Raw genomic sequence first — 25,729 nt, forward strand, 5'->3', positions numbered from 1 at the left:
CCGCACCCGTCCGGCCACGGCCCCGGCAGGGCAGCCGCGGCCGGGCGGGCGACGTCGGTGAGGGGGCACGGGAGCATCCCGTGCCCCCTCACCGACGTTACTGCTCGCAGCCCCGTCGCAGGTCAAGGGCGAGTTGACGGGGCCGGACCGGCGTGGTGGACTTCCCGTGCCAAACGGCGGCATGGAGAGGAAGCCGGTGTGAATCCGGCGCGGTCCCGCCACTGTCACCGGGGAGCGCCACCCCCCGACGAAGCCACGGCCCGCACGGGCTGGAAGGCCGGGGGCGGCGTGGATCCGGGAGCCAGGAGACTCTCGCCGCCGGTCGAGTCGAGCCAGGGCGAGGACCCTGAGTGAGGACGCCGAGATGCGTGGCTGTGCCGCCATATCCGCCGCCGACGTGCCCGCCGCCGCGGGGAACACCGTCGCGGGAACCGCTGCCGTGGGTGAGTGCGCCGGACCCGTCCGCTGATGGGCTCCGCTGACGTCCGGGTGCGCGGGATCCTGCTGGGGTTCGCCGCCGACGCGCTGCTGGGCGACCCGCGGCGCGGCCACCCGGTGGCCGTCTTCGGCCGGGCCGCCGGAGCGCTGGAGCGCCGCCTGTGGCGCGACCACCGTGGTGCGGGCGCGCTGCACACGCTCCTCGCCGCGGGCGGCGCCGTCGCCGCGGCCGGTGCCGCGCGCCGTGCCGCCCGCGGCGGGCCGGCTGCACCGCTCCCCGAACTCGTCCTGACGGCGGCCGCGACCTGGGCCGTTCTCGGCGGGACGTCGCTGACCAGGGAGGCGCGAGCCGTGTGCGGCGCGCTGGAGGCCGGGGACCTGGAACTGGCCCGCGAGCGGCTGCCCGCGCTGTGCGGGCGCGACCCGCAGCGGCTGGAGGCACCGGAAGCGGCCCGTGCGGTGGTCGAGTCGGTCGCGGAGAACACCTCGGACGCCGTGGTGGGGGCTCTGGTCTGGGGCGCGTTGGCCGGTGTCCCCGGTCTGGTGGGCTTCCGCGCCGTCAACACGCTGGACGCGATGGTCGGTCACCGCTCCCCGCGGCACCGCCGCTTCGGCTGGGCCGCTGCGCGGCTGGACGACGTGGCGGGCGGCCCGGGGGCGCGGCTGACCGCCGTGCTGGCCGCGCTCGCCGGACCCGATCCGCGCGGTGCCCTGCGCTCCTGGCGGGCCGACGCGCACCGCCACCCCAGCCCCAACGCGGGCCCGGTGGAGGCGTCGTTCGCGGGCGCCCTCGGGGTGCGGCTGGGCGGCACGCTCGCCTACGGCGGCCGGGTCGAGCACCGGCCCGTCCTCAATGCTTCCGGTCGCGCCGTGCGCACCGCCGACATCGAGCGGGCCGTGCGGCTGTCGCGCCGGGTGGGGCAACTGGCCCTGGTGACGAGCTGTCTGACGGGAGCGGCGGTGCGCCGCCTGCGGCGGACCCGCGCGGCGGGAGGAGCACGGTGAGCGGGCGCGGAACGGGCGGGCTGCTGGTCGCGGGGACGACCTCCGACGCGGGCAAGAGCGTGGTGACGGCGGGCATCTGCCGCTGGCTGGCCCGCAAGGGGATACGCGTCGCGCCGTTCAAGGCGCAGAACATGTCGCTCAACTCCTTTGTCACCTCCGACGGGGCGGAGATCGGCCGCGCCCAGGCGATGCAGGCGGCCGCGGCGCGGGTGGAGCCGAGCGCGCTGATGAACCCGGTGCTGCTGAAGCCGGGCGGCGACCGCACCAGCCAGGTCGTCCTGCTGGGCAAGGCGGTCGGCGAGATGTCGGCGCGGGGCTACTTCGGGCGGCACCCGGGCGGCGGGGAGCCCGCCGGGGGCGGGGCGGACGGCGAGGGGGCGCCGCCCGCGGGGCGCGCGGAACTGCTGGAGACGGTCGCGGGCTGTCTGGAGGAGCTGCGGCGCACCCACGACGCGGTCGTCTGCGAGGGCGCGGGCAGCCCGGCCGAGATCAACCTGCGGCGCAGCGACATCGTCAACATGGGGCTGGCCCGGGCCTGCCGGCTGCCGGTGCTGGTGGTCGGCGACATCGACCGGGGCGGGGTGTTCGCCTCGCTCTTCGGTACGACGGCGCTGCTGGCACCGGAGGACCAGGCGCTGCTCGCGGGCTATCTGGTCAACAAGTTCCGCGGCGACGGCTCGCTGCTGGAGCCCGGCCTGGAGATGCTTCGGAAGCTGACCGGGCGCCCCACGCTCGGTGTGCTGCCCTACCGGCACGGGCTGGGCATCGACGAGGAGGACGGGCTGCGGGTGTCGCTGCGCGGGACCGTGCGCGAGTCCGCCGTCGCGGGCCCGTACGGCGCGGACGTGCTGCGGGTGGCGGTGCTGCCGGTGCCGCTGATGTCCAACTTCACGGATGTGGACGCGCTGGCGGCCGAGCCCGGGGTGGTGGTGCGGTTCAGCGACCGCCCCGAGGAGCTGGCCGACGCGGACCTGGTGGTGGTGCCGGGCACCCGCGGGACGGTCAGGGCCCTGGAGTGGGTACGGGAGCGGGGGCTGGCGGCGGCGCTGGCGCGGCGCGCGGCCGAGGGGCGGCCCGTGCTGGGGATCTGCGGCGGCTACCAGCTGCTGGGCGAGCGCATCGAGGACGATGTCGAGTCGCGGGCCGGCGAGGTCGAGGGGCTCGGACTGCTTCCGGTACGGGTGCGGTTCGCGCTCGACAAGACGCTGGCCCGTCCGCACGGGCTGGCGCTGGGCGAGCCGGTGGAAGGGTACGAGATCCACCACGGGGTGGCCGAGGTGCTGGGCGGCGAGCCGTTTCTGCTCGCCGCTGACGACGCTGGGGGGATTCCCGCGGACGGCTGCCGGGTCGGCACCGTGTGGGGCACCCACTGGCACGGCTCGCTGGAGTCGGACGGTTTCCGCCGCGCCTTCCTGCGGCGGGTCGCCGCCGACGCGGGCCGCGCGTTCGAACCGGTGCCGGACACCCGGTTCGCGGCGCTGCGCGAGGAGCAGCTCGACCGGCTCGGCGACCTGATCGAGGAGCACGCGGACACGGACGCGCTGCTGCGGCTCATCGAACACGGTGTGCCGGAGGGGCTGCCGTTCGTACCGCCGGGGGCGCCGTGAGAAGCCCGGGTCCGGGCGGCACGGCGCGGCGCGCGGCACAGCAGGCGCGGCACCGGCACGGCGCGGCGCGGCCGACGCGCCGGACACGACCGGCGGCAGGACCAGCGGGACCCCCGGGACCAGTTCGACTCGGCCCGGCCGGCCCGGCCAACCCGACCAGCACAGCACGAACGCCACTCGAAGGAGTGATCAGCGCATGAGCGCCCGGTATCCGTTCACCGCGGTCGTCGGCATGGCCGACCTGCGGCTGGCCCTGCTGCTCAACGCCGTCAGCCCGGCGGTGGGCGGTGTGCTGGTGCGCGGTGAGAAGGGCACCGCCAAGAGCACCGCTGTCCGGGCCCTGGCGGACCTGCTGCCGGAGGTGCCCGTGGTGGCGGGCTGCCGGTTCAGCTGCGATCCCGCGGCGCCCGACCCGGAGTGCCCGGACGGGCCGCACGAGACGGCCGCCGCGCAGGCCCGCGCGGCGCGCATGGTCGAGTTGCCCGTCGGCGCCTCGGAGGACCGGCTGGTGGGCGCGCTGGACATCGAGCGCGCGCTCGCGGAGGGCGTGAAGGCGTTCGAGCCGGGGCTGCTGGCGGACGCGCATCGCGGCATCCTGTACGTGGACGAGGTCAACCTGCTCCACGACCACCTGATCGACGTCCTGCTGGACGCCGCCGCCATGGGCGCCTCCTACGTGGAGCGCGAGGGCGTCTCCGTCCGGCACGCCTCGCGGTTCCTGCTGGTCGGCACCATGAACCCGGAAGAGGGCGAGCTGCGCCCCCAGTTGCTCGACAGGTTCGGGCTGACGGTCGAGGTGGCGGCCTCCCGGGATCCGGAGGAGCGGGTGGAGGTGGTGCGGCGGCGGCTCGCCCACGACGACGACCCGGCTGGCTTCGCGGCGCGCTGGGCGGACGACGAGCGGGAGTTGCGCGAGCGCGTCGCGGCGGCCCGGGCGCTGCTGCCCGCCGTGGAACTCGACGACGTGGCGCTGCGGCAGATCGCCGCCGTCTGCGCCGCGTTCGAGGTGGACGGCATGCGGGCGGACATCGTGATGGCGCGCACGGCGGTGGCGCTCGCCGCCTGGGCGGGCCGGACGCGGGTCGAGTCCGCGGATGTCCGGCAGGCGGCGCTGCTGGCGCTGCCGCACCGGCGCAGGCGCAACCCGTTCGACGCCCCGGGCCTCGACGAGGACAAGCTGGACCGCACGCTGGAGGAGAACAGCGAGCCCGACGGCGGTCCCGGGCCGGACGGTCCGGAAGAACCCGGCGGACCGGACGGCCCCGAGGACGGTGGTCCCGACGGCGGCGGGCCGGACGGCGGCGGCGGTGGCGCGGCGCCGCCGCGGGAGGAGTCGCGGAACGCCGCGGGCGGCGAGCCGTCCGTCCCCGAGCAGCCGCAGCCGGACCCCGCCGAGCGGACCACCGAGCAGTCCGGCCCGCAGCCCTCCCCCGGGGCCTCGGCGCAGGCACCCGACTCCGGGCAGGGCGTACCCGACCCCGACGCGCCCGCGGCGCCCCAGGGCACCGCGGCGTCCGGCGAGCCGTTCGCGGCGCGCACCCTGACCGTCCCGGGGCTCGGCGAGGGCGCGGCGGGCCGGCGTTCGCGGGCCCGGACCTCGCACGGCCGCACCACGGGGTCGCGCCGCCCGCAGGGAACGCTCGGCAAGCTGCATCTGGCCGCCACCGTGCAGGCGGCAGCCCCGCACCAGCACGTCCGCGGCCGCCGCGGCAGCGGACTCGTACTGCGCCGGGACGATCTGCGGGAGGCCGTGCGGGAGGGCCGCGAGGGCAATCTGGTGCTGTTCGTGGTGGACGCCTCCGGCTCGATGGCGGCCCGGCAGCGGATGGGCGCGGTCAAGGGCGCGGTGCTGTCGCTGCTGCTGGACGCCTACCAGCGGCGGGACAAGGTGGGTCTGGTGACGTTCCGGCGCGGTGCGGCCGAGGTGGCGCTGCCGCCCACCTCATCGGTGGACGCGGCGGCGGCGCGGCTGGAGTCGCTGCCGACCGGTGGGCGCACCCCGCTGGCTGCCGGGCTGCTGCGGGCGCGGGAGGTGCTGCGGGTCGAGCGGCTGCGGGACCCGGCGCGGCGGCCGCTGCTGGTCACCGTCACGGACGGCCGCGCGACGGGCGGCCCGGAGCCGCTGGTGCGGGCCCGGCAGGCGGCGCGGCTGCTGGCGGCGGACGGCACCGCCTCGGTGGTCGTGGACTGCGAGGCGGGGCACGTGCGGCTGGGGCTGGCCCGCGAGCTGGCCGCCGAACTGGGCGGCGAGGCGGTCACGTTGGAGGAGCTGCGGGCGGACGCGGTGACGGACCTGGTCCGGCACTCGACGGACGCACGCGGCGCACGGCAGGCAGGCAAGCACACAGGGAGGGCCGCATAGTGCCGAAGGGACAGCCGGAGGTCGTGCCCCAGGACGGTCTCACCACCCGCCAGCGGCGCAACAGGCCGCTGGTGGCGGTTCACACCGGCGTCGGCAAGGGCAAGTCGACGGCCGCCTTCGGGCTGGCGCTGCGCGCCTGGAACCAGGGGTGGCCGATCGGGGTGTTCCAGTTCGTCAAGTCCGCGAAGTGGCGGGTCGGCGAGGAACGCGCCCTGAAGGTGCTCGGCGACTCGGGCGAGGGCGGCAGCGTGACCTGGCACAAGATGGGCGAGGGCTGGTCCTGGATCCAGCGCAACGTCCAGGACGGCGAGATGGGCAGCGAGGCGGCGGCCCGGGAGGGCTGGGAGCAGGTCAAGCGGGATCTGGCGGCCGAGACCTACCGGCTGCTGGTGCTGGACGAGTTCGCCTACCCGATGCACTGGGGCTGGGTGGACCCGGCGGAGGTCGCGGCCGTGCTGCGGGACCGCCCCGGCAACCAGCACGTGGTGATCACCGGCCGGAACGCGCCGCAGCAGCTGATCGACGCGGCCGACCTGGTCACCGACATGTCGAAGGTCAAACACCCGATGGACGCGGGCCAGAAGGGGCAGAGGGGCATCGAGTGGTGAGCGGCGGCGCTGCCGGGCGGCCGGGAGCCGCCGCGTGATCCGCACCCCGCGCCTGGTGATCGCCGCACCGTCCTCCGGCAGCGGGAAGACGACCGTGGCCACCGGGCTGATGGCGGCGTTCACCGCGCGAGGGCTGGCCGTCTCGCCGCACAAGGTGGGACCCGACTACATCGACCCCGGCTACCACGCGCTGGCGACCGGCCGCCCCGGCCGCAACCTGGACGCCTATCTGTGCGGCCCGGATCGGATCGCCCCGCTGCTGGGCCATGCCGCCGCCGGCGCGGACCTCGCGGTCGTCGAGGGCGTGATGGGGCTGTACGACGGTGCCGCCGGACAGGGCGAACTGGCGTCGACCGCGCATGTCGCCAAGCTGCTGCGGGCCCCGGTGGTGCTGGTGGTGGACGGCTCCTCGCAATCGCGTTCGGTGGCCGCGCTGGTGCACGGCTTCGCCTCCTGGGACCCGCAGGTGCGGGTCGCCGGGGTGGTGCTCAACAAGGTGGGCTCGGACCGGCACGAGGAGCTGCTGCGGGAGGCCCTGGAGGGTTCGGGCGTGCCGGTGCTGGGGGTGCTGCGCCGCGCCAAGGCGGTGCGTGCGCCCTCCCGGCACCTGGGGCTGGTGCCGGTCGCGGAGCGGCGCGCGGAAGCAGTGGAGTCGGTGGCGGCCCTCGCGGAGCAGGTGCGCACCGGCTGCGATCTGGACGCGCTGCTGGCGCTCGCGCGGCAGGCGCCGCCGCTGCCCGAGGAGGCGTGGGACCCGGCCGCCGAGCTGGAGGCACGGCCGGTGGCCCGGGCACCGCGGGTGGCGGTGGCCGGCGGCGAGGCGTTCACCTTCTCCTACGCCGAGCACGGCGAGCTGCTGCGGGCCGCGGGTGCCGAGGTCGTCCCCTTCGACCCGCTGCGGGACCGGGCGCTGCCGCACGGCACCGCGGGGCTGGTCGTCGGCGGCGGCTTCCCCGAGATGTACGCACCGGAGTTGGCCGAAAACCGCCCCCTGCGGGAGCAGATCGCGGCCTTCCGCGGACCGATGGCGGCCGAGTGCGCCGGGCTCCTCTACCTGGCGCGGGAGCTGGACGGCAAGCCGATGTGCGGGGTGCTCGACGCGCGCGGCCGGATGGCCGAGCGGCTGACACTGGGCTACCGCGAGGCGGTCGCCGTGGCCGACAGCGCCCTGGCCGAGGCGGGCACCCGGGTACGCGGGCACGAGTTCCACCGCACCGAACTGCTGCCGGGCGCCGGGCAGGTGCCCGCCTGGGGGCTGGTGCGGCCCGAACGCCGCACCGAGGGCTTCGTCCAGGGCAACGTGCACGCCTCCTACCTGCATGTGCACTGGGCCGCCGCGCCGCGGATGGCGGCCCGGTTCGCGGCGCGCTGCGCGGCGCGGTGGGAGGCCGGGAGCCCAGCGGGCAGCGCCGTATGAGCGCTCTGGGCACGGGCGCCGGGCCGCGGCTCGTCACCGTCGGCGTGGGCACCTGCGCGGGCGTGCACACAGAGGAGGTGCTGGACGTGGTGATGAGTGTGCTGGCGGCCGTGCGCACGGACGCCGGGCCCGGCGTCCGTGCGCCGTTCCCGGCGGACGGGGCCGCCTCCGGCGGCGCGACGGCACTCGCGACCGTCCAGGCGCGGGCCGCCGAACCCGGGCTGCTGGCGGCGGCCCGGCGGCTGGACCTGCCGCTGATCGCCTACGACGCGCGGACGCTGGCCCGGGTGCGGGTACCGCACCCCTCGGACTTCTCCCGTGCGGCCGTGGGCACGCCCTCGGTCGCCGAGGCGGCGGCGCTGCTGGCCTGCGGGGGCGGCGGCGGGACGACCGTGCGGGGCGGCGCCCCGGTGCTGCTGGTCCCGAAGACGAAGTCGCGTCCGGCGGCGGGAGCCCCGGTGCGCGCCACCGCCGCCGTCGCCGCCCTCGCCGTCCCGGGGCGGGAGCGGTGAACGGGCACGGGCCCGGCACGTCCGGGGACGCACCGGCGACCGCGGACGGACTGCGGCACCACGGGGACGCGGAAGTGCGCGGCGACGGAGCCGGGTTGACCGACCTGGCCGTCAACGTGCGCACCGGCACGCCCCCGGCGTGGCTGCGGGAGCGGCTGGCGGCCTCGCTGGCGACGCTGGCCGCCTACCCCGACGGCGGGCCGGCGCGCGCCGCGGTGGCCGAGCGGCACGGACTGCCCGCGGAGCGGGTGCTGCTGACGGCGGGAGCCGCGGAGGCGTTCGTGCTGCTCGCCCGGGCCCTTCCGGCCCGCCGCCCGGTCGTGGTGCATCCGCAGTTCACCGAGCCGGAGGCGGCCCTGCGGGACGCGGGCCACCGGGTGGAGCGGGTGCTGCTGCGGCCGGAGGACGGGTTCCGGCTGGCGGCGGGCACCGTGCCGGACGAGGCCGATCTGGTGGTGGTCGGCAACCCGACCAACCCGACGTCCGTGCTGCACCCCGCCGCGGAGCTGGCGCGACTCGCCCGCGAGGGGCGCACGCTGATCGTCGACGAGGCGTTCATGGACGCGGTACCCGGGGAGCGGGAGTCGCTGGTGCCGCTGCTCGCCCGGCTGCCCGGGCGGACGGTCGTGCTGCGCAGCCTGACCAAGACGTGGGGGCTGGCCGGGCTGCGGGTCGGCTATGTGCTCGGCGACCCGGCGACCGTGGGCGCCCTGGCCCGTCAGCAGCCGCTGTGGCCCGTCTCCACCCCGGCCCTGGTCGCGGCGCAGGCGTGCACCGCCCCCGAGGCGCTGGCCGAGGCGCAGACGGCGGCCCTCCGGTTCGCGGCGGACCGCGACCGGCTGCGCAAGCGGCTGGCGCCGCTCGCCGCGGCCGGGGTGCGGGAGGCGACCCCGGCACCGCAGGGCCCGTTCCTGCTGGTACGGCACCCCCGCGCCGCCGCGCTGCGCGACCGGCTGCGGGAGCTGGGGTTCGCCGTGCGGCGCGGGGACACCTTCCCCGGCCTCGGCCCGGAGTGGTTCCGGGTGGCGGTGCGCGACCCGGCGACGACCGGCCGGTTCGCGACGGCGCTGGAGCGCGCGCTGGAGACACTGGACGCCGCGGGCGCGCGCTGAGCCGCCCCGCATCCGGAACAGACCGAAGGAGGAACGCCATGCCCACCGTGCTGCGGCACCCCGGCACCGTGTTGCGGGACCACGTCTTCGCCGTTCCGCTGGACCACGCGCGGCCGGACGGCGAGCAGATCGAGGTGTTCGCCCGCGAGGTGGCCGCCGCGGGCCGCCAGGACGAAGAACTGCCCTGGCTGCTGTTCCTCCAGGGCGGGCCCGGCAACGGTGCACCGCGTCCCGTCGGCCGGGCCGACTGGCTCCGGGCCGCACTGCGGCACTACCGGGTGCTGCTGCTCGACCAGCGCGGCACCGGGCGTTCCTCCCCCGCCAACCGGCAGTCCCTCGCCGCACGCGGCACCGCGCGGCAGCAGGCCGACCATCTGGCGCACTTCCGGGCCGACTCGATCGTCCGGGACGCGGAGCTGATCAGGAAGCGGCTGCTGGGGGAGGACGTGCCGTGGTCGACGCTCGGACAGAGCTTCGGGGGCTTCTGCACGCTCACCTATCTCTCGTTCGCGCCCGAGGGGATCCGGGAGGCGTTCGTGACCGGCGGTCTGCCGGGGCTGTGCACCGGCCCCGAGGACGCCTACCGCGCGGCCTACCCGCGGGTGGCCGCCAAGAACGCGGCGCACTACGCGCGCTACCCGCAGGACGTGGCGGCGGTGCGGCGGATCGCGGCCCACCTGGCGGAGCACGAGGTGCGGCTCCCGGACGGGAGCCCGCTGACGGTGGAGCGGTTCCAGTACCTCGGGATGCTGCTGGGCGAGGGCTCGGGATCGCACCGGCTGCACTACCTGCTGGAGGACGCCTGGATCGGGGGCGCGGCGGGGCCCGAACTGTCGGACGGCTTCCTGGAGGGCGTGCGGGCCCAGGTCTCGCTGGCGGCCAACCCGCTCTTCGCCGCGCTGCACGAACCGATCTGGGCGCAGCGCTCGGTGAGCACCGGCGGTACCCGGTGGGCCGCGCAGCGGGTGCGTGCGGAGTTCCCGGAGTTCGACGCGGGGCGGGCGCTGTCCGCGGACGGGCCGGTGCTCTTCACCGGGGAGATGATCTATCCGTGGATGTTCGACCTCGACCCGGCGCTGGTACCGCTGCGCGAGGCGGCGCGGCTGCTGGCGGAGCGGGGCGACTGGCCGGACCTGTACGACACGCGGCGGCTGGCCCGCAACGAGGTGCCGGTGTACGCCGCCGTCTACCACGACGACATGTACGTCGACCGCGACGACTCGCTGGCCACCGCGCGCGCCGTGGCCCGGGTGCGCACCTGGGTGACCGACGAGTGGGAGCACGACGGGCTGCGGGTCAGCGAGGGCACGGTGCTGGAGCGCCTGGTGGCGATGGCCCGCGGCGAGGTGTGAGGCACCGCGAACCGGGCCGGCCGGCCCGGGTGCCCGTCGGGTGTGTCAGCGGCCCTCGGTGCGGCGGGCCGAGCGCCACTCGCGCACCGCGCTCTCCACGTCGAACGGGACCAGCCGGTGCGGCGGGCCTTCCGGGGGGTGGCGGACTGCCTCGTCGATCTTCTCGTTGATCTCGGTGAGGATCCGCCGCACCTCCGCCTCCGAGCGCGCCCGCGCCGCCTGCTCCCGGGCCTCCTGCGCCTCCTTGCGGAGCGCGAGGGACGGCGGCAGGTAGGAGAGGTTCTCGTCGCGCATCTTGCGCTCGACCCACCACTGTTCGGTGTACGGCTTGTCCAGGCCGGGCAGCGGCTTCCCGGTGCCGGGCAGGTCCGCGAAATCGCCGCGCTCCTGGGCCTCCCTGATCTGCCGGTCGGCCCAGCTCTCGAAGCTGATTCCGGGTGGCTTGCGTTCCGTCATGGCGCATCCTTCGCTTCGGGTTCGCCGTCGGTGGTCGCTGCCGACGGTCGCCGTGGCGGGCGTCGCTCCCATTGTCCCAGGCGGAGGCGCGGGCGGACAGACGGCTGGCACACCGCGTCGGCAACCGGCCCTCCGGGGCGGCCCGGTGGCGGGGTGCGGACACCGTGCGGCCGCGCCGTCCCGCCGCTGCCGCACGGCGGGAACGCGCCCGGTCCGGTGCGCTACCGGCGGCTGCGGGCCAGGAGGTGCAGGAAGTACGGCGTACCGATCACGGCGGTCACCAGTCCGGCACCCAGCTGGGCAGGGGCGATCACGGTGCGGCCCAGCAGGTCGGCGGAGCCGACCAGAATGGCGCCGAGCAGCACCGCGACCGGGATCACCCGGTGGTGCTGCCTGCCCACCAGGGCGCGGGCCGCGTGCGGCGCGACGAGCCCGACGAAGCCGATGGCACCGGCGGCCGCCACCGCGGAGGCGCTGAGCACCACGCTCAGGACGAGGAAGCCGAGCCGGGCACGCCCCAGGTTCAGCCCGAGGAGCCGCGGGGTGTCCTCGTCGAGCGACACCAGGTCGAGTTCCCTGCGCCGGGCGACCGCGACGGCGACGCCGACGGCGAGCACCGCGGCGAGCGGTACCGCGTCGGCCAGGGTCCGCCCGTAGGTGGAACCCGACAGCCAGGTGAGGGCCTTGATGGCGTTGAACGGGTCGGTGAGGATGATGAGCAGGCTGATCAGCGCGGCGGTCCCGGTGGCGAAGCCGAATCCGACGAGGACCAGCCGGTTCTGCCGGAAGCCGCCCCGGGCGGCGAGTCCGAAGACGAGCACGGCGGTGAGCGCGGCGCCCGCGAACGCCGCACCGGCCACGCTCCACGATCCGGCCAGCGGCACCGTCGTCACCAGGGCCACGGCGCCCAATGCGGCGCCGCCGGAGACACCCAGGACGTACGGCTCGGCGAGGGGGTTGCGGGTCACGGCCTGGACGAGCGTCCCGGCCAGCGCGAGCGCCGCACCGGTGAGGAGCGCGCAGAGGGCCCGGGGCACCCGGGTGTCCAGCACGAACGACACGGTCCGGCCCGCCCTGCCCTGGGCCCAGTTGAGCACGTCGCCCAGCAGCAGCTTGGCGTCCCCCAGCAGGACGGCGGCGACGGCCACCGCGACGAGAGCGGCCACCAGGACGGCCGCGGTGGTGAGGAAGGCGGCCCGGCTGCGGAGGCGCAGCCGGTCCTGCGCTGCCGCTCCGGCGGTGTCCCGCACCCGGGTGGCCATCGCGATCAGGAAGACAGCGCCGACGAGGCTGGTGACGACGCCGGTCGGCACGGCGACCGCGGTGTCCGCGGGCACGAGGGCGCGCAGCAGCACGTCCGAGCCGAGTACCAGCGCCGCTCCGGCCAGCCCCGCCGCGGGGATGCGGGCCCGCGCCCGGGTGAAGACGCGGTACCGGCGGGCGAGGGGGCGGACGAGGGCGGGCGCGCACAGCCCGACGAAGCCGATCGGCCCCGCGAGGGTGACGGCCGCGGCGGACAGCAGCGTCGCGAGGACGACGCCCGTGACGCGGGTGGCGCGGACGGGGACGCCGAGGCCGCGGGCCGCATCGTCCCCGAGGGCCAGGGCGTCGACCCGGCGCGCGGTCAGCAGCAGCCCGAGGAAGGCGACCAGGCCGATGGGCGCCAGCTGCAGCACGCCGTCGAACCCGTGCTGCGCGATGCTGCCCTGCTTCCACTGGTAGAGGCCGTGGGTCTCCTCGGGGTAGAGCAGCAGCAGCGCCTGGGTGACGGCGGTGAGGCCGAGGGTCAGGGCGCTTCCGGCGAGCACGAGCCGCACGGTGCCCGCGCCCAGGCCGGACAGTCCGAGCACGACGGCGGCCGCCGCGAGGCCCCCGGCGAACGCGATCCCGGAGGAGGCGAACAGCGGCAGCGAGACTCCGGTGACGGCGGCCAGCCCGAGCGCCAGGTAGGAACCCGCGTTCACGGCGAGGGTGTCGGGGGAGCTGAGCACGTTGCGGCTGACCGCCTGCAGGGCGGCACCCGCAGCGCCCAGTACCGCGCCGACGAGCAGCCCGGCGGTCATCCTCGGCAGCCGGGAGGCGATCACGACGGACGCGTCGGAGGGGTCGGCCCGGCCGGTGAGCGCCTTCCAGACCTCGGGGGCGCCGACCGAGGCGGTGCCCTGCGTGATGTCGACGAGCGCGAGTCCCGCCACGAGCAGCAGCAGAGCGGCCGCCACCGAGGCCGCGCCCTTGCGGGCGGGGCCCTGCCGGGTTCCGGCCTCGCGGGGCGCGGCCGGCGGAGCGGGGCCGGAGGGGGTCGCGGTGACGGCCATGCGGCTACTCCGCCAGGGCCTCGACGACCGCGTCGATGTACTGGTTCATCGACTCGGGACCGCCGAACATCCAGATGCCGTCGGGCAGCCGGTGGACGTTGCCCTTCTTGACGAACGGCAGCGACTTCCACACGGAGTCGTCGGCCAGGGCGCCGGTGAACGGCGTGCTGCTCTTGTCGCCGTCGTTGCCGATGTAGGCGAAGTGGACGTCGTCGTCGAGCTCGGTGAGGCCCTCGACGTCGGTGCTGCCGAGGCCGTAGGCCTTGTCGCCCTTGACCTTCCAGGCGTTCTTCAGGCCGAGCTTCTCGTTGACGGCTCCGGTGAGCGAGCCGCTGGTGAAAGGCCTGATGGAGACCTGGTTGGAGTTGACGTAGCCGTCGGCGAAGGCGTAATCGGCGCCCTCCAGACCGGCGTCGGCGAGGGTCTTCCTGCCGTCGGCGAGGTGCGCGTCGAAGTCCTTCTCGAGCTTCTCGGCCCGCTTCGTGGTGCCGGTGGCCTTGGCGACCAGGTCGAGGTTGTCCTTCATGTGCCCGATCGGGTCGGAGGCGTCGGCGGACTGCACCTCCAGCACCGGGGCGATCCTGCGCAGCTGCTTCACCGCCTTCGGCGGCAGGTCGGTGCTGGCGATGACGAGGTCCGGCTTCAGCGCGGCGACGGTGTCCATGCTGGGCTCGCCGCGGGTGCCGATGTCCCTGGGCTCGTTCTTCAGCGGAACCGCGGTGTCCCAGGTCCGGTAGCCCTTGACGTCGGCGACGCCGACCGGGTCGACGCCGAGGGACACCAGGAGTTCGACCTCGTGCCACTCGGTTCCGACGACCCGCTTGGCGGGCGCGTCCAGTTCGACCTTCTTGCCGGAGGCGCCGGTGAGGGTGACGGGGTCGCTCTTCTTCCCGGCGTCGTCGGCCGCGGGCTCGGTGGTGCCGCAGGCGGTCAGGGTGAGTGCCGCGGCGACGGCCGCGGCGCCCAGGAGGAGGTGTCTCATGCGGTGCGGAGCCTCTCGTTTCGCGAATGGTGCCGGCCGATCGCGCGGGTGCGCGGCCGACCGGTGCGGGGATCGGTGTCCACGTCGATGCGGATGCCGTAGGTGTCGGTGAGCCGCTGGGGCGTCAGCACGTCCTCGGGGACGCCGTCGGCGACGATCCGCCCCGCGTCCAGCAGGACGATCCGGTCGGCGACGGCCGCGGCCTGGTCGAGATCGTGCAGCACGGCGCCGACGGCGGCGCCGTGCTCGTCCGCCAGGTCCCGGACGAGGTCGAGGAGTTCGACCTGGTACCGCAGGTCGAGATAGGTGGTCGGCTCGTCGAGGAGCAGCAGTCCGGTGTCCTGGGCGAGGCAGCTCGCGAGCCACACCCGTTGGAGCTGGCCTCCGGAGAGGTGCTCGGCGCCCCGTTCGGACAGGTCCGCGAGGCCCGTCAGGGCCAGCGCGCGGTCCACGGCGGCCCGGCCGTCCGGATCCGCCTTGCCCCAGCGGCCGCGGTACGGATAGCGGCCGAACTCGACGACGTCCCGCACGGTCAGCCCGCTGGGGGTGGGCCGTCCCTGGGGCAGCAGCGTGACACGCCGGGAGAATGCGCGCGGGGACAGGGCCAGGCCGTCGGTCTCGCCGTCGAGGGTGAGCGTCGCGCTCCGGGGCCGCTGCAGCCGGGCGAGGGTGCGCAGCAGCGTCGACTTCCCGCTGCCGTTCGGGCCCACCAGGACGGTCACCACGCCGGGGTGCAGCGTCAACGAGGCGTCATGGACGACGTCGACGCCGTCGTAGGCCACGGTGACGTCCGTGGCGGACAGCTCATGACCGCAGGGGCGCCGCGCCTTCGGGGTCTCTTCACCGGCATTCACCTGACAAAGGTTAGCCTACCCTTACTGCTCGGCCATCGGCCCCCTGGACCGGACGCGGCAACGGGCAGCTACTCCCCCGCTCCCCGGTCCCCGCGCGCGGCGCCTCGGGGCTCGCCCCGAGGCGCCGCCGCACCGGGCGCCGGGCCCACCACACCGCGGACCGCGCCCAGTTCGACGGCGTCCTGCGGGCGCAGCCGCAGCTCCTCGGCGGTCCGCCGGACCTGGCCGGGGCCGCGTTTGAGGATGGCGGCGGCCGATTCCGGGGCGATGACCGAGAAGTAGCTGTCGGGCGTGGCCCACAGATTGCCGGGCGCGGCCAGGGCGAGGGCGCCGCCCGAGCCGCCCTCGCCGATCAGGAGGGAGGTGAGGGGGACGGTGGCCTCGGCGACGGCGGCGAACACCTCGGCGATGGCGGGGCCCGCACCGGCGCGCTCGTCCTCCGGCCCGTTGGCGGCACCGGGGGTGTCGATCAGCGTCAGGACGGGGATGCGCAGCCGGTCGGCCAGTCTGATCAGCCGGGCCGCGGTGCGGTAGCCGGCCGGACCGGTGGGGGTGCCGCACTGCGCCGCGTAGGCCACCGTGCGGCCCGCGCGTCGCCCGAATCCGCACAGCACTCCCGGATCGGTACCGCCGCAGCGGTCACCGCTGATCTCCTCGCGGCCGGCGAGGCAGGCGTCCAGATAGGCGGCGGCGCGGGGGCGGTCCGCCGCACGGGCGCGTGCGACGGCTTCGGCACCGGTTGCCGGCAGCCGTCCGCCGCCGGACGGTCCGGGCAGCGCGTCCGGCACCGGGACGGGCTCGGGCCGCGCCCGGCCGCCGGACGCCGGGGTGAGCAGGGTGAGCCAGCGGGTGAGCGCCCCGCCGAGCTCCACCTCGGGCACGATCCGGTCGAGGTGCCCGGCCGCGTGCTGGGCCTCCGCGGTGTAGGCGGCGGGATCGGCTCCGCCGGGCCGTACCCGGGAGCCCGCGAACGCGGCCTGCGCTCCGGGCAGTGCGAGCACCACGTCGGCGCCCGCGGCCAGCGTGGCCCAGCCGCCGCCGGTGGTCGGGTCGCGGACGACCGCGAGCTGCGGCAGTCCGGCCGCGCGGGTCAGCGCGCTCTGCCGGGCCACCCGCTGGAGCTGGACGAGGGCCCGCATCCCCTCCTGCATCCGGCTGCCGCCGGTGGCGACCAGCGTGACGAGCGGCAGCCGCAGCTCGCGCGCCCGGGTGTGGGCCGCCTCGATCCGGTCGCCCGTGCGCTCCCCCAGGGAGCCCCCGAGGTAGCCGAACTCGAAGCAGAGCAGTACGGCGTCCCGCCCGCCGATCCGCCCGTTGCCGCACACCACCGACTCGTGCTCCCCGGTGCGCTCGTGCGCCCGCGCGCGCATTGCGTCGTACCCGGGCCAGCCCAGCGGGCCGTCGGCCGGGGACGGGCCGGGCCCGGCGCCGCCGGGGTGGTACTCGCGGAAGCCGGTCGCCAGCCGGGCGAGCAGCGTACGCGCACTGGTCCTGGGTCCGGTGGGGCTCATGGGTCCAGGCTGGGGTACGCACGCCCGTCTGTCAGCGGGGCCTGCCGGGCCACCGGCCCGGTTCCGGGGTGCGCGCCCTTCGCGTTCCGCCCGCATCCCGACGGCCTGCGTCCCGCCGGCCCGCGTCCCGAAGCGCCCCCTCCGGCGACCCGCACCGCCCCTGGTCAGCGCACCACACGCCCCCGCAGCACCACGTGGCTCGGGGCTTGCAGGACGCGGACGTCGGCGCGCGGGTCCGCCTCGTAGAGGACGAAGTCGGCGGGCGCGCCCTCGGTGAGGCCCGGTCGGCCCAGCCAGTCCCGGGCGGCCCAGGTGCTCGCGGCGAGCGCGTCCAGCGCCGGTATGCCCGCCGTCACCAGTTCGGCGACCTCCTGGCCGACCAGCCCGTGCGCCAGCGAGCCGCCCGCGTCGGTGCCGGTGAAGACGGGGAGACCCGCGTCCCAGGCGGCCCGTACGGTGTCGTGGCGGCGGGCGTGCAGGGAGCGCATATGGGCGGCCCAGCGGGGGAACTTGGCCTCGCCGCCCGCGGCGAGGGCCGGGAAGGTGGCGATGTTGACCAGGGTGGGCACGATGGCGACGCCGCGCTCGGCGAAGAGCGGGATGGTCTCCTCGGTCAGCCCGGTGGCGTGCTCGATGCAGTCGATCCCGGCCTCCACCAGGTCGCGCAGCGAGTCCTCGGCGAAGCAGTGCGCGGTGACCCGGGCGCCCTCCTGGTGCGCGGCCGCGATGGCCTCCTCGACGGCCCAGCGCGGCCAGCAGGGGCTCAGATCCCCCTCGTCCCGGTCGATCCAGTCGCCGACGAGCTTGACCCAGCCGTCGCCGCGCCGCGCCTCACGGCGCACGTACGCCGCCAGGTCGCCCGGCTCGATCTCGTGCGCGTAGTTGCGGATGTAGCGGCGGGTACGGGCGATGTGGCGGCCCGCGCGGATGATGCGGGGCAGCTCGTCGCGGTCGTCGATCCAGCGGGTGTCGGAGGGCGATCCGGCGTCGCGCAGCAGCAGCGCGCCCGCCTCCCGGTCGGTGAGTGCCTGCTTCTCACTGGTCGAGTCGTCCACCGGGCCGTGCGCGTCCAGCCCGACGTGGCAGTGCGCGTCCACCAGCCCCGGGAGCACCCAGCCGGTCAGCACTTCGGGCCCGGTGCCGCCGGACGCGGCGGGCCGCCGGTAGGTGACGTGCCCGTCCACCACCCACAGCTCGTCCCGTACGTCCTCGGGCCCGACCAGCACCCGCCCCTTGATATGCAGACTCGCGCGCTCGCTCATGCCCGCACTGTACGAGTGCGGGGCGTCGCGGCGTCCAGAGCGCCCGCGGTGGGAGCGGTCCGGCGGGGGACGGGGACGTGAACATCGGCGGATCCGAAAGCGAAGAATCGAGCAACGGATCCGCCGAAAGGGCAGACACGTCGCGGTCTCCAGCTTTACGATGCAATCCGGGTCACTTTTCCGGTGCAGCCGTCCTTATTCTTCTGCCCGCTTTCCGCAAGCTCAAACGCTAAGATTTTGTTACCTGCGACTCGCTAATCCGGGGCCGGCGCCGACGACGTTATAGCACTGTGATGTACTCCACAGGTCGACTGCTATACACGGACACATCCGCTTAAATCCGGGCCGATCCCGGCGGGTCTGCGCGCCCGCACGCCCGTGCGCGATAACACATGACCCCCCTTCCGCGTAACCCCTCTCCCCCGTGCAGTTTCAGATTCTGCTGGGTAAATTGAATTCACATGACCGCCGCACAAGCAGACCATGCAGGTGCCCACAGAGACTTTCTCGAAATGCCGGAGGGACTGAAGCTCGACACACCCCGTGTGGACGACGGAGCCGCGATCTGGCGCATCGCCCGCGACTCGAAGACCCTCGACCTGAACTCCTCGTACAGCTACCTGTTGTGGTGCCGCGACTTCGCCGCCACCTCGGTGGTCGCCCGCGACGACGCGGGTGAGCCGGTCGGTTTCATCACCGGCTACGTGCGCCCCCAGCAGCCGCGCACCCTCCTCGTCTGGCAGGTCGCCGTCGACGAGGCCGCCCGCGGCCGCGGACTCGCCGCCGCGATGCTGGACGGACTGACGCTCCGCGTCGCCGAGGAGCTCGGCATCGACACCGTCGAGACCACGGTCACCCCGGACAACACCCCCTCCAACCGGCTGTTCACCTCCTACGCACAGCGCCACTCGGCCGCGGTCGCCAAGGACGTGCTGTTCGACGCCGCCCTCTTCCCGGAGGACGGCCACCTGCCGGAAGTGCTGTACCGGATCGGTCCGGTCGTGTTTCCCGGCGCATCGAAGCGCTGACGTATACGGCCGCACCCCGGCGGGTAGGCACCGTCGCCGACCGCCCATAACAAGACTTTCTTCGCACACGACTCACTCCCTGGAGCAAGCTGTGACCATCACCCCGCCCGACCTGAGCGTCTTCGAAACCGTGGAGTCGGAGGTGCGCAGCTACTGCCGTGGCTGGCCGACCGTCTTCGACCGCGCGCAGGGCGCGCACATGTACGACGAGGACGGCCACACCTACCTGGACTTCTTCGCCGGAGCGGGCACCCTCAACTACGGCCACAACAACCCGGTCCTCAAACGGGCGCTGCTGGACTACCTCGAGCGCGACGGCGTGGTGCACGGGCTGGACATGTCCACCAGCGCCAAGCGTGCGTTCCTGGAGACCTTCCAGGAACTGATCCTCAAGCCGCGCGGCATGGACCACAAGGTGATGTTCCCCGGCCCGACCGGCACCAACGCCGTGGAGGCGGCGCTGAAGCTGGCCCGCAAGGTGAAGGGCCGCGAGTCGATCGTCTCCTTCACCAACGCCTTCCACGGCATGTCGCTGGGCTCGCTCGCCGTCACCGGCAACGCGTTCAAGCGCGCGGGCGCCGGCATCCCGCTGGTGCACGGCACCCCGATGCCGTTCGACGACTACCTCAACGGCACCACCGAGGACTTCGTCTGGTTCGAGCGGCTGCTGGAGGACCAGGGTTCCGGTCTGAACAAGCCCGCCGCCGTGATCGTCGAGTCGGTGCAGGGCGAGGGCGGCATCAACGTCGCCCGCGCGGAGTGGCTGCGGGCCCTGTCCGAGCTGTGCGAGCGGCACGACATGCTGCTGATCCTGGACGACATCCAGATGGGCTGCGGCCGCACCGGTGCCTTCTTCTCCTTCGAGGAGGCGGGCATCAAGCCGGACATCATCACCCTGTCGAAGTCCATCGGCGGCTACGGCATGCCGCTGGCGCTCACCCTGTTCAAGCCGGAGCTGGACATCTGGGAGCCGGGCGAGCACAACGGCACCTTCCGCGGCAACAACCCGGCCTTCGTGACCTCGACCGCCGCCCTGCAGACCTACTGGGCGGACGGCCAGATGGAGAAGCAGACGCTCTCCCGCGGCGAGCAGGTCGAAGCGCAGCTGAAGGCCATCGCCGAGGAGCACCCCGCGGAGGTGGCCGACTACCGCGGCCGCGGCCTGGTGTGGGGCCTGGAGTTCCACAACAAGAGCCGCGCCAACGCGGTGGCCAAGCGGGCCTTCGACCTGGGGCTGCTCATCGAGACCTCGGGGCCGCAGAGCGAGGTGGTCAAGCTCCTGCCGTCGCTGACCATCAGCCCCGACGAACTGGACGAAGGGCTGCGTATCCTGGCCCGGGCAGTTCGCGAAACCGCCTGACCCGCATGGATCGGCCCGTCCCGGCTACCCGCCGGGACGGGCCTCTTCCGTAGTGGACACCGCCGGGAGAGCGCTCCGCCGGAATGGACAGGGGGACGCTCTTCCGTCATGCACACAGAGAAAGGCACCATCACGCCGTGATCATTCGTTCCTTCAAAGACATCGAGAACACCGACCGACACGTCAAGGCGGCGTCAGGCACCTGGGAGAGCAAGCGCATCGTGCTCGCCAAGGAGAAGGTGGGCTTCTCCCTGCACGAGACCGTGCTCTACGCGGGCACCGAGACCTCGATGTGGTACGCCAACCACATCGAGGCCGTGCTCTGCGTCGAGGGTGAGGCGGAACTGACCAACGACGAGACCGGCGAGAAGCACTGGATCAGCCCCGGCACGATGTACCTGCTGAACGGGCACGAGAAGCACACGATGCGCCCGAAGACCGACTTCCGGTGCGTGTGCGTCTTCAACCCGCCGGTCACCGGTCGTGAGGACCACGACGAGAACGGCGTCTACCCGCTGCTCACCGAGCCCGACGAGGGCTGACCCCGGGGCAGAGCGGCGACGCGCCGCAGTACGGCGGGGCATCTGCTCCGCCGTACTGACACGCTGAGGCTCAGCCCCACCGTGCTGGGGGACCGTTCGCCGGTCCACTTCGGCCGTCCCGGCCGTTTCGCCATGTGAACAGGGCCGTACGAGAGGAGAGGAAGGCACAACCATGACCACCGCACCCGAGCGCATCGCCGACCTGTACCCGACCCGTGGAACCACCGAGGTGGCCATCCCGCGGATGGACCCCGTCGTGTGGTCCGAACCGGGTACTCCGGGGCCGATCGAGGCCGCGGAGCTGGCGTGCTTCGAGCGGGACGGGTTCCTCGCCGACGATCAGCTCGTCGGCCCTGACGAGGTCGACGTGTTGCGCGGGGAACTGGAACGGCTCACCTCGGATCCGGAGATGCGTACCGACGAACGCTCCATCGTGGAGCCGAAGTCGAACGAGATCCGGACCGTGTTCGAGGTGCACAAAATCAGTGAGGTCTTCGCCCGACTGGTGCGGGACCCGCGAGTCGTGGGCAGGGCACGGCAGATCCTGGGCTCGGACGTCTACGTCCACCAGTCCCGGATCAACGTCAAGCCGGGCTTCGGCGCCACGGGATTCTACTGGCACTCCGACTTCGAGACCTGGCACGCGGAGGACGGCATGCCGCACATGCGGGCCGTGTCGGTCTCGATCGCGCTGACGGAGAACTACGACACCAACGGCGGTCTGATGATCATGCCGGGGTCGCACAAGACCTTCCTCGGCTGCTCGGGCGAGACGCCGAAGGACAACTACAAGAAGTCGCTGCAGATGCAGGACGCGGGGACGCCCTCCGACGAGTCCCTGACCAAGTTCGCCGAGGCGCACAGCATCAAGCTGTTCACGGGCAAGCCCGGCTCGGCGACCTGGTTCGACTGCAACTGCATGCACGGCAGCGGTGACAACATCACTCCCTACCCGCGGAGCAATGTGTTCATCGTCTTCAACAGCGTCGAGAACGAGGCAGTGGAGCCGTTCGCCGCGCCCGTCCGCCGCCCCGAGTTCATCGGGGCGCGGGACTTCACCCCGGTGAAGTGACACGGCCGGTGCCCTGATGGTGCGGGGGAGGGACCCGCGGGTCCCTCCCCCGCATCATGCGGGGACGGGCCGGCTGCGGCCCGGACCCTACGACCGGCCGGGCCCTGGACCGGCCGGGACGGCGGGGACCTCCGGACACCGGCCCCGGATCAGCCGGCCAGCAGGTCGAGCAGCCGCTCCACATCCGCGTCGGTGTTGTGCAGATGGAAACTGGCGCGCAGATTGCCGTCCCGGGCCGCGACCGCCACCCCGGCCGCGGCCAGCTTCTCGACGGCGTGCCCGAGACCGGGTACCGCGACGATCGCCGAGTCCCCCGGCACCGGTTCGTATCCACCGGGCAGTTCGGCGACCCCCGCACGGAACCGGGTGGCGAGCGCCCGGTCGTGCGCGCCGATCGCCTCCGGGCCGCCCAGCTCCTCGACGAGGGCGAGCGAGGGCACCGCACCGAGGTACGGCAGAAAGGCGATCGACTCCGTGTACGCCCGGGCGTCCGGGGCCAGCCGGGCGATCGGACCGTAGCAGTCGTCCCACGGTGAGGCTCCCGCCACCCAGCCCGCGTGCAGCGGCAGCAGCGCTCCTTCCTCCTGCGCCTGCGCGGAGACGACCAGGAAGGACGCGCCCCGCGGGCACAGCAGCCACTTGTAGGCGTTGCACACGACGTAGTCGTACTCGTCGGCCTCGACGGGGAACCAGCCCGCGGCCTGCGTGGCGTCCAGCAGCACCCGGGCGCCGTGTGCGCGGGCGGCGGCCCGGACGGCGGGCAGGTCGGCGATCCGGCCGTCCGCCGACTGCACGGCGCTGAGGGCCACCAGTGTGGTGGAGGCGGCCACCGCCTCGGGCAGTTCCGCCAGGGGCACGGTGCGCAGCGTCACGTCGTCCCGCACCGTGAACGGGTTGACGACGGAGCTGAAGTCGCCCTCCGGGGCGAGCACTTCCGCACCGGCGGGGAGCGAGGCGGCCACCAGCCCGGTGTGGGTGGAGACCGCGCTGCCGGCCGCGACGCGGTCCGGGGTCGTCCCGGCGATCCGCGCGAAGGCGGCCCGCGCCGCGTCGGCCGCGGCGTAATAGGCGGCATGGTCGATCCGCCCGGCCGCCATGTCGGCGGTGGCCGTCGTGAGCGCGGCTGCGGTACGGGTGGGGAGGAGGCCCTGGGACGCGGTGTTGCAGTAGGTGACCTCGGGCTGGAACTCGGCGGCGAGCACACGTTGGTCCATCCGCCCAGTGTCCCGGGCCCGGTGGCCGGGGTCCACCGGTTACCCGGCGGCGGGCCCGCGCACGGCCCCGTCCGCCGCCGGCTGCTCCCGTACGCCGTCGATCCGGCGGGGCAGTCCCAGCGGATTGGCGTCGCGCAGCTCGGGCGGGAGCAGTGCCTCGGGCGTGTCCTGGAAGACGACCGGCCGCAGCCAGCGCTCCAGCGCGGTGGCCCCCACCGAGGTCGAGGTCGAGGTGGTGGCGGGGTACGGACCCCCGTGGTGCTGCGCGGGTGCGACGGCGACACCGGTGGGCCACCCGTTCACCAACACGCGTCCGGCCAGCGCGGTGAGCCGCGCGACCAGCCGGCCGGCACCGCCGCCGCCGGCGGCCTCCTCGGCGCCGAGGTGCACGGTGGCGGTCAGACTCCCCTCGATCCGCCCGAGCACGGCCTCGGCCTCGGCCTCGTCCGCGTACCGGACGGCGACGGTCACCGGACCGAAGCACTCCTCGAACAGCAGCTCGTGCTCCGCACCCAGGTCGGCGGCGGCGACGGCGAACAGCCCGGGCCGCACGGTCCGCTCGTCCTCGCCGGCCCCGGCGGCGACCGGGGTCGCGACGGAGGCGAGGCGGGCCCGTCCGGCGGTGCCCGCCAGGAACGCCTCCCGCATCCGGTCGTCGAGCAGATGGCCGGGCGCGGTGGCCCGCAGCGCACCGGAGAGCGCCGCCAGCAGCCGGTCGCCGTCGGCGCCCTCGGGAACCAGCACCAGGCCGGGCTTGACGCAGAACTGGCCGGTGCCCAGGGTCATGGAGCCGCCGAGCCCTTCGCCGATCCGCTCGGCGCGCTCGGCGGCCGCGGCGGGGGTGACCACGACGGGGTTGAGCGAGCCGAGTTCGCCGTGGAAGGGGATCGGGCGGGGCCGGGCGGCAGCCGCGTCGAAGAGGGCACGGCCGCCCTTGACCGAGCCGGTGAACCCGGCGGCCGACACCCGCGGGTGCCGCACCAGTTCGACGCCTGCCTCGAAACCGTGCACGACGGAGACGACGTCCTCGGGCAGCCGGGTGTCGGCGGCGGCGGCACGCAGTGCCGCCGCGCACAGCTGGGAGGTGGCCGGGTGGTCGGGGTGCGCCTTGACCACGACGGGACAGCCGGCGGCCAGGGCGCTGGCGGTGTCGCCACCGGGGACGGAGAAGGCCAGCGGGAAGTTGGAGGCGGCGTAGACCGCGACGACGCCGATCGGCAGCTTGTAGCGGCGCAGATCGGGGCGGGGCGGGGTGCGTGCGGGATCGGCACGGTCGATGATGACGTCGAGGTGTCCGCCGTCCTCGACCTCGTCGGCGAAGGAGCGCAACTGTCCTGTGGTACGGCCCAGTTCGCCGGTCAGCCGGGGCAGGCCCAGGGCGCTCTCGGCGTCCGCGGCGGCGACGATCCGCTCGCCGTCGGCCTCCAGGCGCTGCGCCGCGGCGCGCAGGAAAGCCGCCCGGGCGGCCCGGTCGGCCAGCGCCGGGAGCGCCCGGTGCGCGGCTTGCACGGCCGCGTCCACGTCGGCCGCCGTGGCCTCGTCGGCGACCCGTTCGCGCTGCTTTCCGGTACGGGGGTCGACGCTCCACACTGGTGCTGCTGCCACCGGGGTCCTCCTGGTCTGGCGGATCGGCTCCCCCGCGGGCCCGGCAGATGTCCGGGGCCCGCAGAGTGTGTTCGGTATGCTGAACGACATCCCTGTGGATGAATTCCTTCCGGACTGTAGAGCTGCGCGAACAGAGGGGTCAAGGTCGATGCCGGGTACCGAGGCGGGGGGATCGCAGGTCAAGTCGGCCGTACGGACCGTGGAACTCCTGGAGTTCTTCGCGGAGCGGCCGGGGATGCACACCCTCGCCGCCGTCCAGGCCGCGGTCGGCTACCCCAAGTCGAGCCTCTACATGCTGCTGCGCACCCTGGCCGACCTCGGCTGGGTCGAGACGGACGCCACCGGTACCCGGTACGGCATCGGGGTGCGGGCGCTGCTGGTGGGGACGTCGTACATCGACGGCGACGAGGCGGTGGCCGCGGCCAAACCCGCGCTCGACCACCTCCTGGCCGACACCACCGAGACCGTCCACCTGGCCCGGCTGGACGGCACCGACGTCGTACACCTCGCCGTCCGGCAGTCCCCGCACCATCTGCGCCCGGTCGCCCGCGTCGGCCGCCGGCTGCCCGCGCACTCGACCGCGCTGGGCAAGGCGCTGCTGGCGACGCACTCGGACGAACAGGTGCGCGCCATGCTCCCGGAGACGCTGGAGCGGCTCACCGAGCACACCCGCACCGACCGCGCACAACTGCTGGAGGAACTGCGGCTGGTGCGCGAACAGGGGTACGCGCTGGACCGCGAGGAGAACACGCTGGGGCTGCGCTGCTACGGCGTCGCCATCCCCTACCGCACGCCGGCCCGGGACGCCATCAGCTGCTCGGTGCCGGTGGCCCGGCTGACGCCCGAGCACGAACAGACGGTCAAACACGCGCTGTTCGACGCGCGCGACCGGCTGGTGTACGCCACCCGCACCCTCTGACGGGCTGCCTGCCGGTCCGCCAGGCGGCTCACCCGGACTCCGGTCTCCCCCTCCGCGGCGGGGCGGCGCCCCCCCCCGGGGGGGCCGGCCCCCCCCCCCGCCGGGGGCCCCGCCGGGGCCCGCCCCCCGCACGGGGGGGCCCCGCCCCCCACCCCACCCGGCCGCGGCCCCCCCGCGCGGGGCGCCCGGCGGCCCC

The 25,729-nt window shown here is 74.8% G+C and carries 21 protein-coding genes and 1 riboswitch; of the genes, 13 read left to right on the forward strand and 8 right to left on the reverse strand.

The window, feature by feature from the left end; all coding sequences use genetic code 11:
* Positions 1-185 precede the first annotated feature (185 nt).
* A riboswitch (cobalamin riboswitch) is annotated at positions 186-312 on the forward strand.
* Positions 313-468: 156 nt separating this feature from the next.
* From ACFYMO_RS06635 to ACFYMO_RS06670, 8 genes are all read left to right on the forward strand, one after another.
* A complete protein-coding gene (locus ACFYMO_RS06635; protein WP_388545220.1) occupies positions 469-1,443 on the forward strand; it encodes a cobalamin biosynthesis protein in 975 nt (324 codons plus the stop codon).
* Positions 1,440-3,050, forward strand: a complete 1,611-nt coding sequence (locus ACFYMO_RS06640; RefSeq protein ID WP_388544718.1) for a cobyric acid synthase — start codon at positions 1,440-1,442, stop codon at positions 3,048-3,050. Before ACFYMO_RS06635 ends, ACFYMO_RS06640 begins: the two co-directional genes overlap by 4 nt.
* 196 nt (positions 3,051-3,246) lie before the next feature.
* Positions 3,247-5,412: a putative cobaltochelatase gene (locus ACFYMO_RS06645; RefSeq protein ID WP_366774323.1), complete on the forward strand. Its 2,166-nt coding sequence runs from the start codon at positions 3,247-3,249 to the stop codon at positions 5,410-5,412.
* Positions 5,412-6,020, forward strand: a complete 609-nt coding sequence (gene cobO / locus ACFYMO_RS06650; RefSeq protein ID WP_388544722.1) for a cob(I)yrinic acid a,c-diamide adenosyltransferase — start codon at positions 5,412-5,414, stop codon at positions 6,018-6,020. Before ACFYMO_RS06645 ends, cobO begins: the two co-directional genes overlap by 1 nt.
* 34 nt (positions 6,021-6,054) lie before the next feature.
* On the forward strand, positions 6,055-7,437 hold the full coding sequence (locus ACFYMO_RS06655) for a cobyrinate a,c-diamide synthase (protein WP_366774321.1): 1,383 nt from the start codon (positions 6,055-6,057) through the stop codon (positions 7,435-7,437).
* Entirely contained in the window at positions 7,434-7,949 is a 516-nt protein-coding gene (locus ACFYMO_RS06660; protein WP_388544725.1) for a cobalamin biosynthesis protein, read from the forward strand. Before ACFYMO_RS06655 ends, ACFYMO_RS06660 begins: the two co-directional genes overlap by 4 nt.
* Positions 7,946-9,061 (forward strand): Rv2231c family pyridoxal phosphate-dependent protein CobC, encoded by a 1,116-nt coding sequence (gene cobC, locus ACFYMO_RS06665; RefSeq protein WP_366774842.1) that lies wholly within the window; start codon positions 7,946-7,948, stop codon positions 9,059-9,061. The genes ACFYMO_RS06660 and cobC overlap by 4 nt, the downstream gene beginning before the upstream one ends.
* A gap of 38 nt (positions 9,062-9,099) precedes the next feature.
* Positions 9,100-10,413 carry an alpha/beta fold hydrolase gene (locus tag ACFYMO_RS06670; RefSeq protein WP_388544729.1) on the forward strand — a complete coding sequence of 438 codons (1,314 nt, stop codon included), beginning with the start codon at positions 9,100-9,102 and terminating at the stop codon, positions 10,411-10,413.
* 45 nt (positions 10,414-10,458) lie between these two features.
* Here the strand turns inward: ACFYMO_RS06670 and ACFYMO_RS06675 are convergent, their stop codons facing one another.
* From ACFYMO_RS06675 to ACFYMO_RS06700, 6 genes are all read right to left on the reverse strand, one after another.
* Positions 10,459-10,869, reverse strand: coding sequence for a DUF1992 domain-containing protein (locus tag ACFYMO_RS06675; RefSeq protein ID WP_366774844.1), 411 nt, complete (start codon positions 10,867-10,869; stop codon positions 10,459-10,461).
* 221 nt (positions 10,870-11,090) lie between these two features.
* A complete protein-coding gene (locus ACFYMO_RS06680) occupies positions 11,091-13,184 on the reverse strand; it encodes an iron ABC transporter permease (RefSeq protein ID WP_388544732.1) in 2,094 nt (697 codons plus the stop codon).
* 4 nt (positions 13,185-13,188) lie between these two features.
* On the reverse strand, positions 13,189-14,166 hold the full coding sequence (locus tag ACFYMO_RS06685) for an iron-siderophore ABC transporter substrate-binding protein (RefSeq protein WP_366774846.1): 978 nt from the start codon (positions 14,164-14,166) through the stop codon (positions 13,189-13,191).
* Entirely contained in the window at positions 14,163-15,020 is an 858-nt protein-coding gene (locus tag ACFYMO_RS06690) for an ABC transporter ATP-binding protein (protein WP_388544736.1), read from the reverse strand. The genes ACFYMO_RS06685 and ACFYMO_RS06690 overlap by 4 nt, the downstream gene beginning before the upstream one ends.
* A gap of 68 nt (positions 15,021-15,088) precedes the next feature.
* A complete protein-coding gene (locus ACFYMO_RS06695; RefSeq protein WP_366774848.1) occupies positions 15,089-16,531 on the reverse strand; it encodes a carboxyl transferase domain-containing protein in 1,443 nt (480 codons plus the stop codon).
* Between the two features lie 164 nt (positions 16,532-16,695).
* A complete protein-coding gene (locus ACFYMO_RS06700; protein ID WP_366774849.1) occupies positions 16,696-17,793 on the reverse strand; it encodes an amidohydrolase family protein in 1,098 nt (365 codons plus the stop codon).
* 512 nt (positions 17,794-18,305) lie between these two features.
* Here ACFYMO_RS06700 and ectA point away from each other — a divergent pair.
* From ectA to thpD, 4 genes are all read left to right on the forward strand, one after another.
* Complete coding sequence (gene ectA, locus ACFYMO_RS06705) at positions 18,306-18,821, forward strand: diaminobutyrate acetyltransferase (RefSeq protein WP_366774850.1); 516 nt, start codon at positions 18,306-18,308, stop codon at positions 18,819-18,821.
* A gap of 91 nt (positions 18,822-18,912) precedes the next feature.
* Entirely contained in the window at positions 18,913-20,181 is a 1,269-nt protein-coding gene (gene ectB, locus ACFYMO_RS06710) for a diaminobutyrate--2-oxoglutarate transaminase (protein WP_366774851.1), read from the forward strand.
* Positions 20,182-20,318: 137 nt separating this feature from the next.
* Positions 20,319-20,723 carry an ectoine synthase gene (locus ACFYMO_RS06715; RefSeq protein ID WP_019358304.1) on the forward strand — a complete coding sequence of 135 codons (405 nt, stop codon included), beginning with the start codon at positions 20,319-20,321 and terminating at the stop codon, positions 20,721-20,723.
* A gap of 172 nt (positions 20,724-20,895) precedes the next feature.
* Positions 20,896-21,795: an ectoine hydroxylase gene (gene thpD / locus ACFYMO_RS06720; protein ID WP_366774852.1), complete on the forward strand. Its 900-nt coding sequence runs from the start codon at positions 20,896-20,898 to the stop codon at positions 21,793-21,795.
* A gap of 149 nt (positions 21,796-21,944) precedes the next feature.
* Here the strand turns inward: thpD and ACFYMO_RS06725 are convergent, their stop codons facing one another.
* Together ACFYMO_RS06725 and ACFYMO_RS06730 are read right to left on the reverse strand one after the other, a co-directional pair.
* Positions 21,945-23,009 (reverse strand): aminotransferase class V-fold PLP-dependent enzyme, encoded by a 1,065-nt coding sequence (locus ACFYMO_RS06725; protein ID WP_366774853.1) that lies wholly within the window; start codon positions 23,007-23,009, stop codon positions 21,945-21,947.
* A gap of 39 nt (positions 23,010-23,048) precedes the next feature.
* Positions 23,049-24,614 (reverse strand): aldehyde dehydrogenase (NADP(+)), encoded by a 1,566-nt coding sequence (locus ACFYMO_RS06730; protein ID WP_366774854.1) that lies wholly within the window; start codon positions 24,612-24,614, stop codon positions 23,049-23,051.
* 148 nt (positions 24,615-24,762) lie between these two features.
* On the opposite strand from ACFYMO_RS06730, the gene ACFYMO_RS06735 reads away from it, so the two are divergent.
* A complete protein-coding gene (locus ACFYMO_RS06735; RefSeq protein ID WP_366774855.1) occupies positions 24,763-25,533 on the forward strand; it encodes an IclR family transcriptional regulator in 771 nt (256 codons plus the stop codon).
* Positions 25,534-25,729 lie beyond the last annotated feature (196 nt).

The sequence above is a fragment of the Streptomyces sp. NPDC007025 genome, from assembly GCF_042869455.1.
GTDB lineage: Bacteria > Actinomycetota > Actinomycetes > Streptomycetales > Streptomycetaceae > Streptomyces.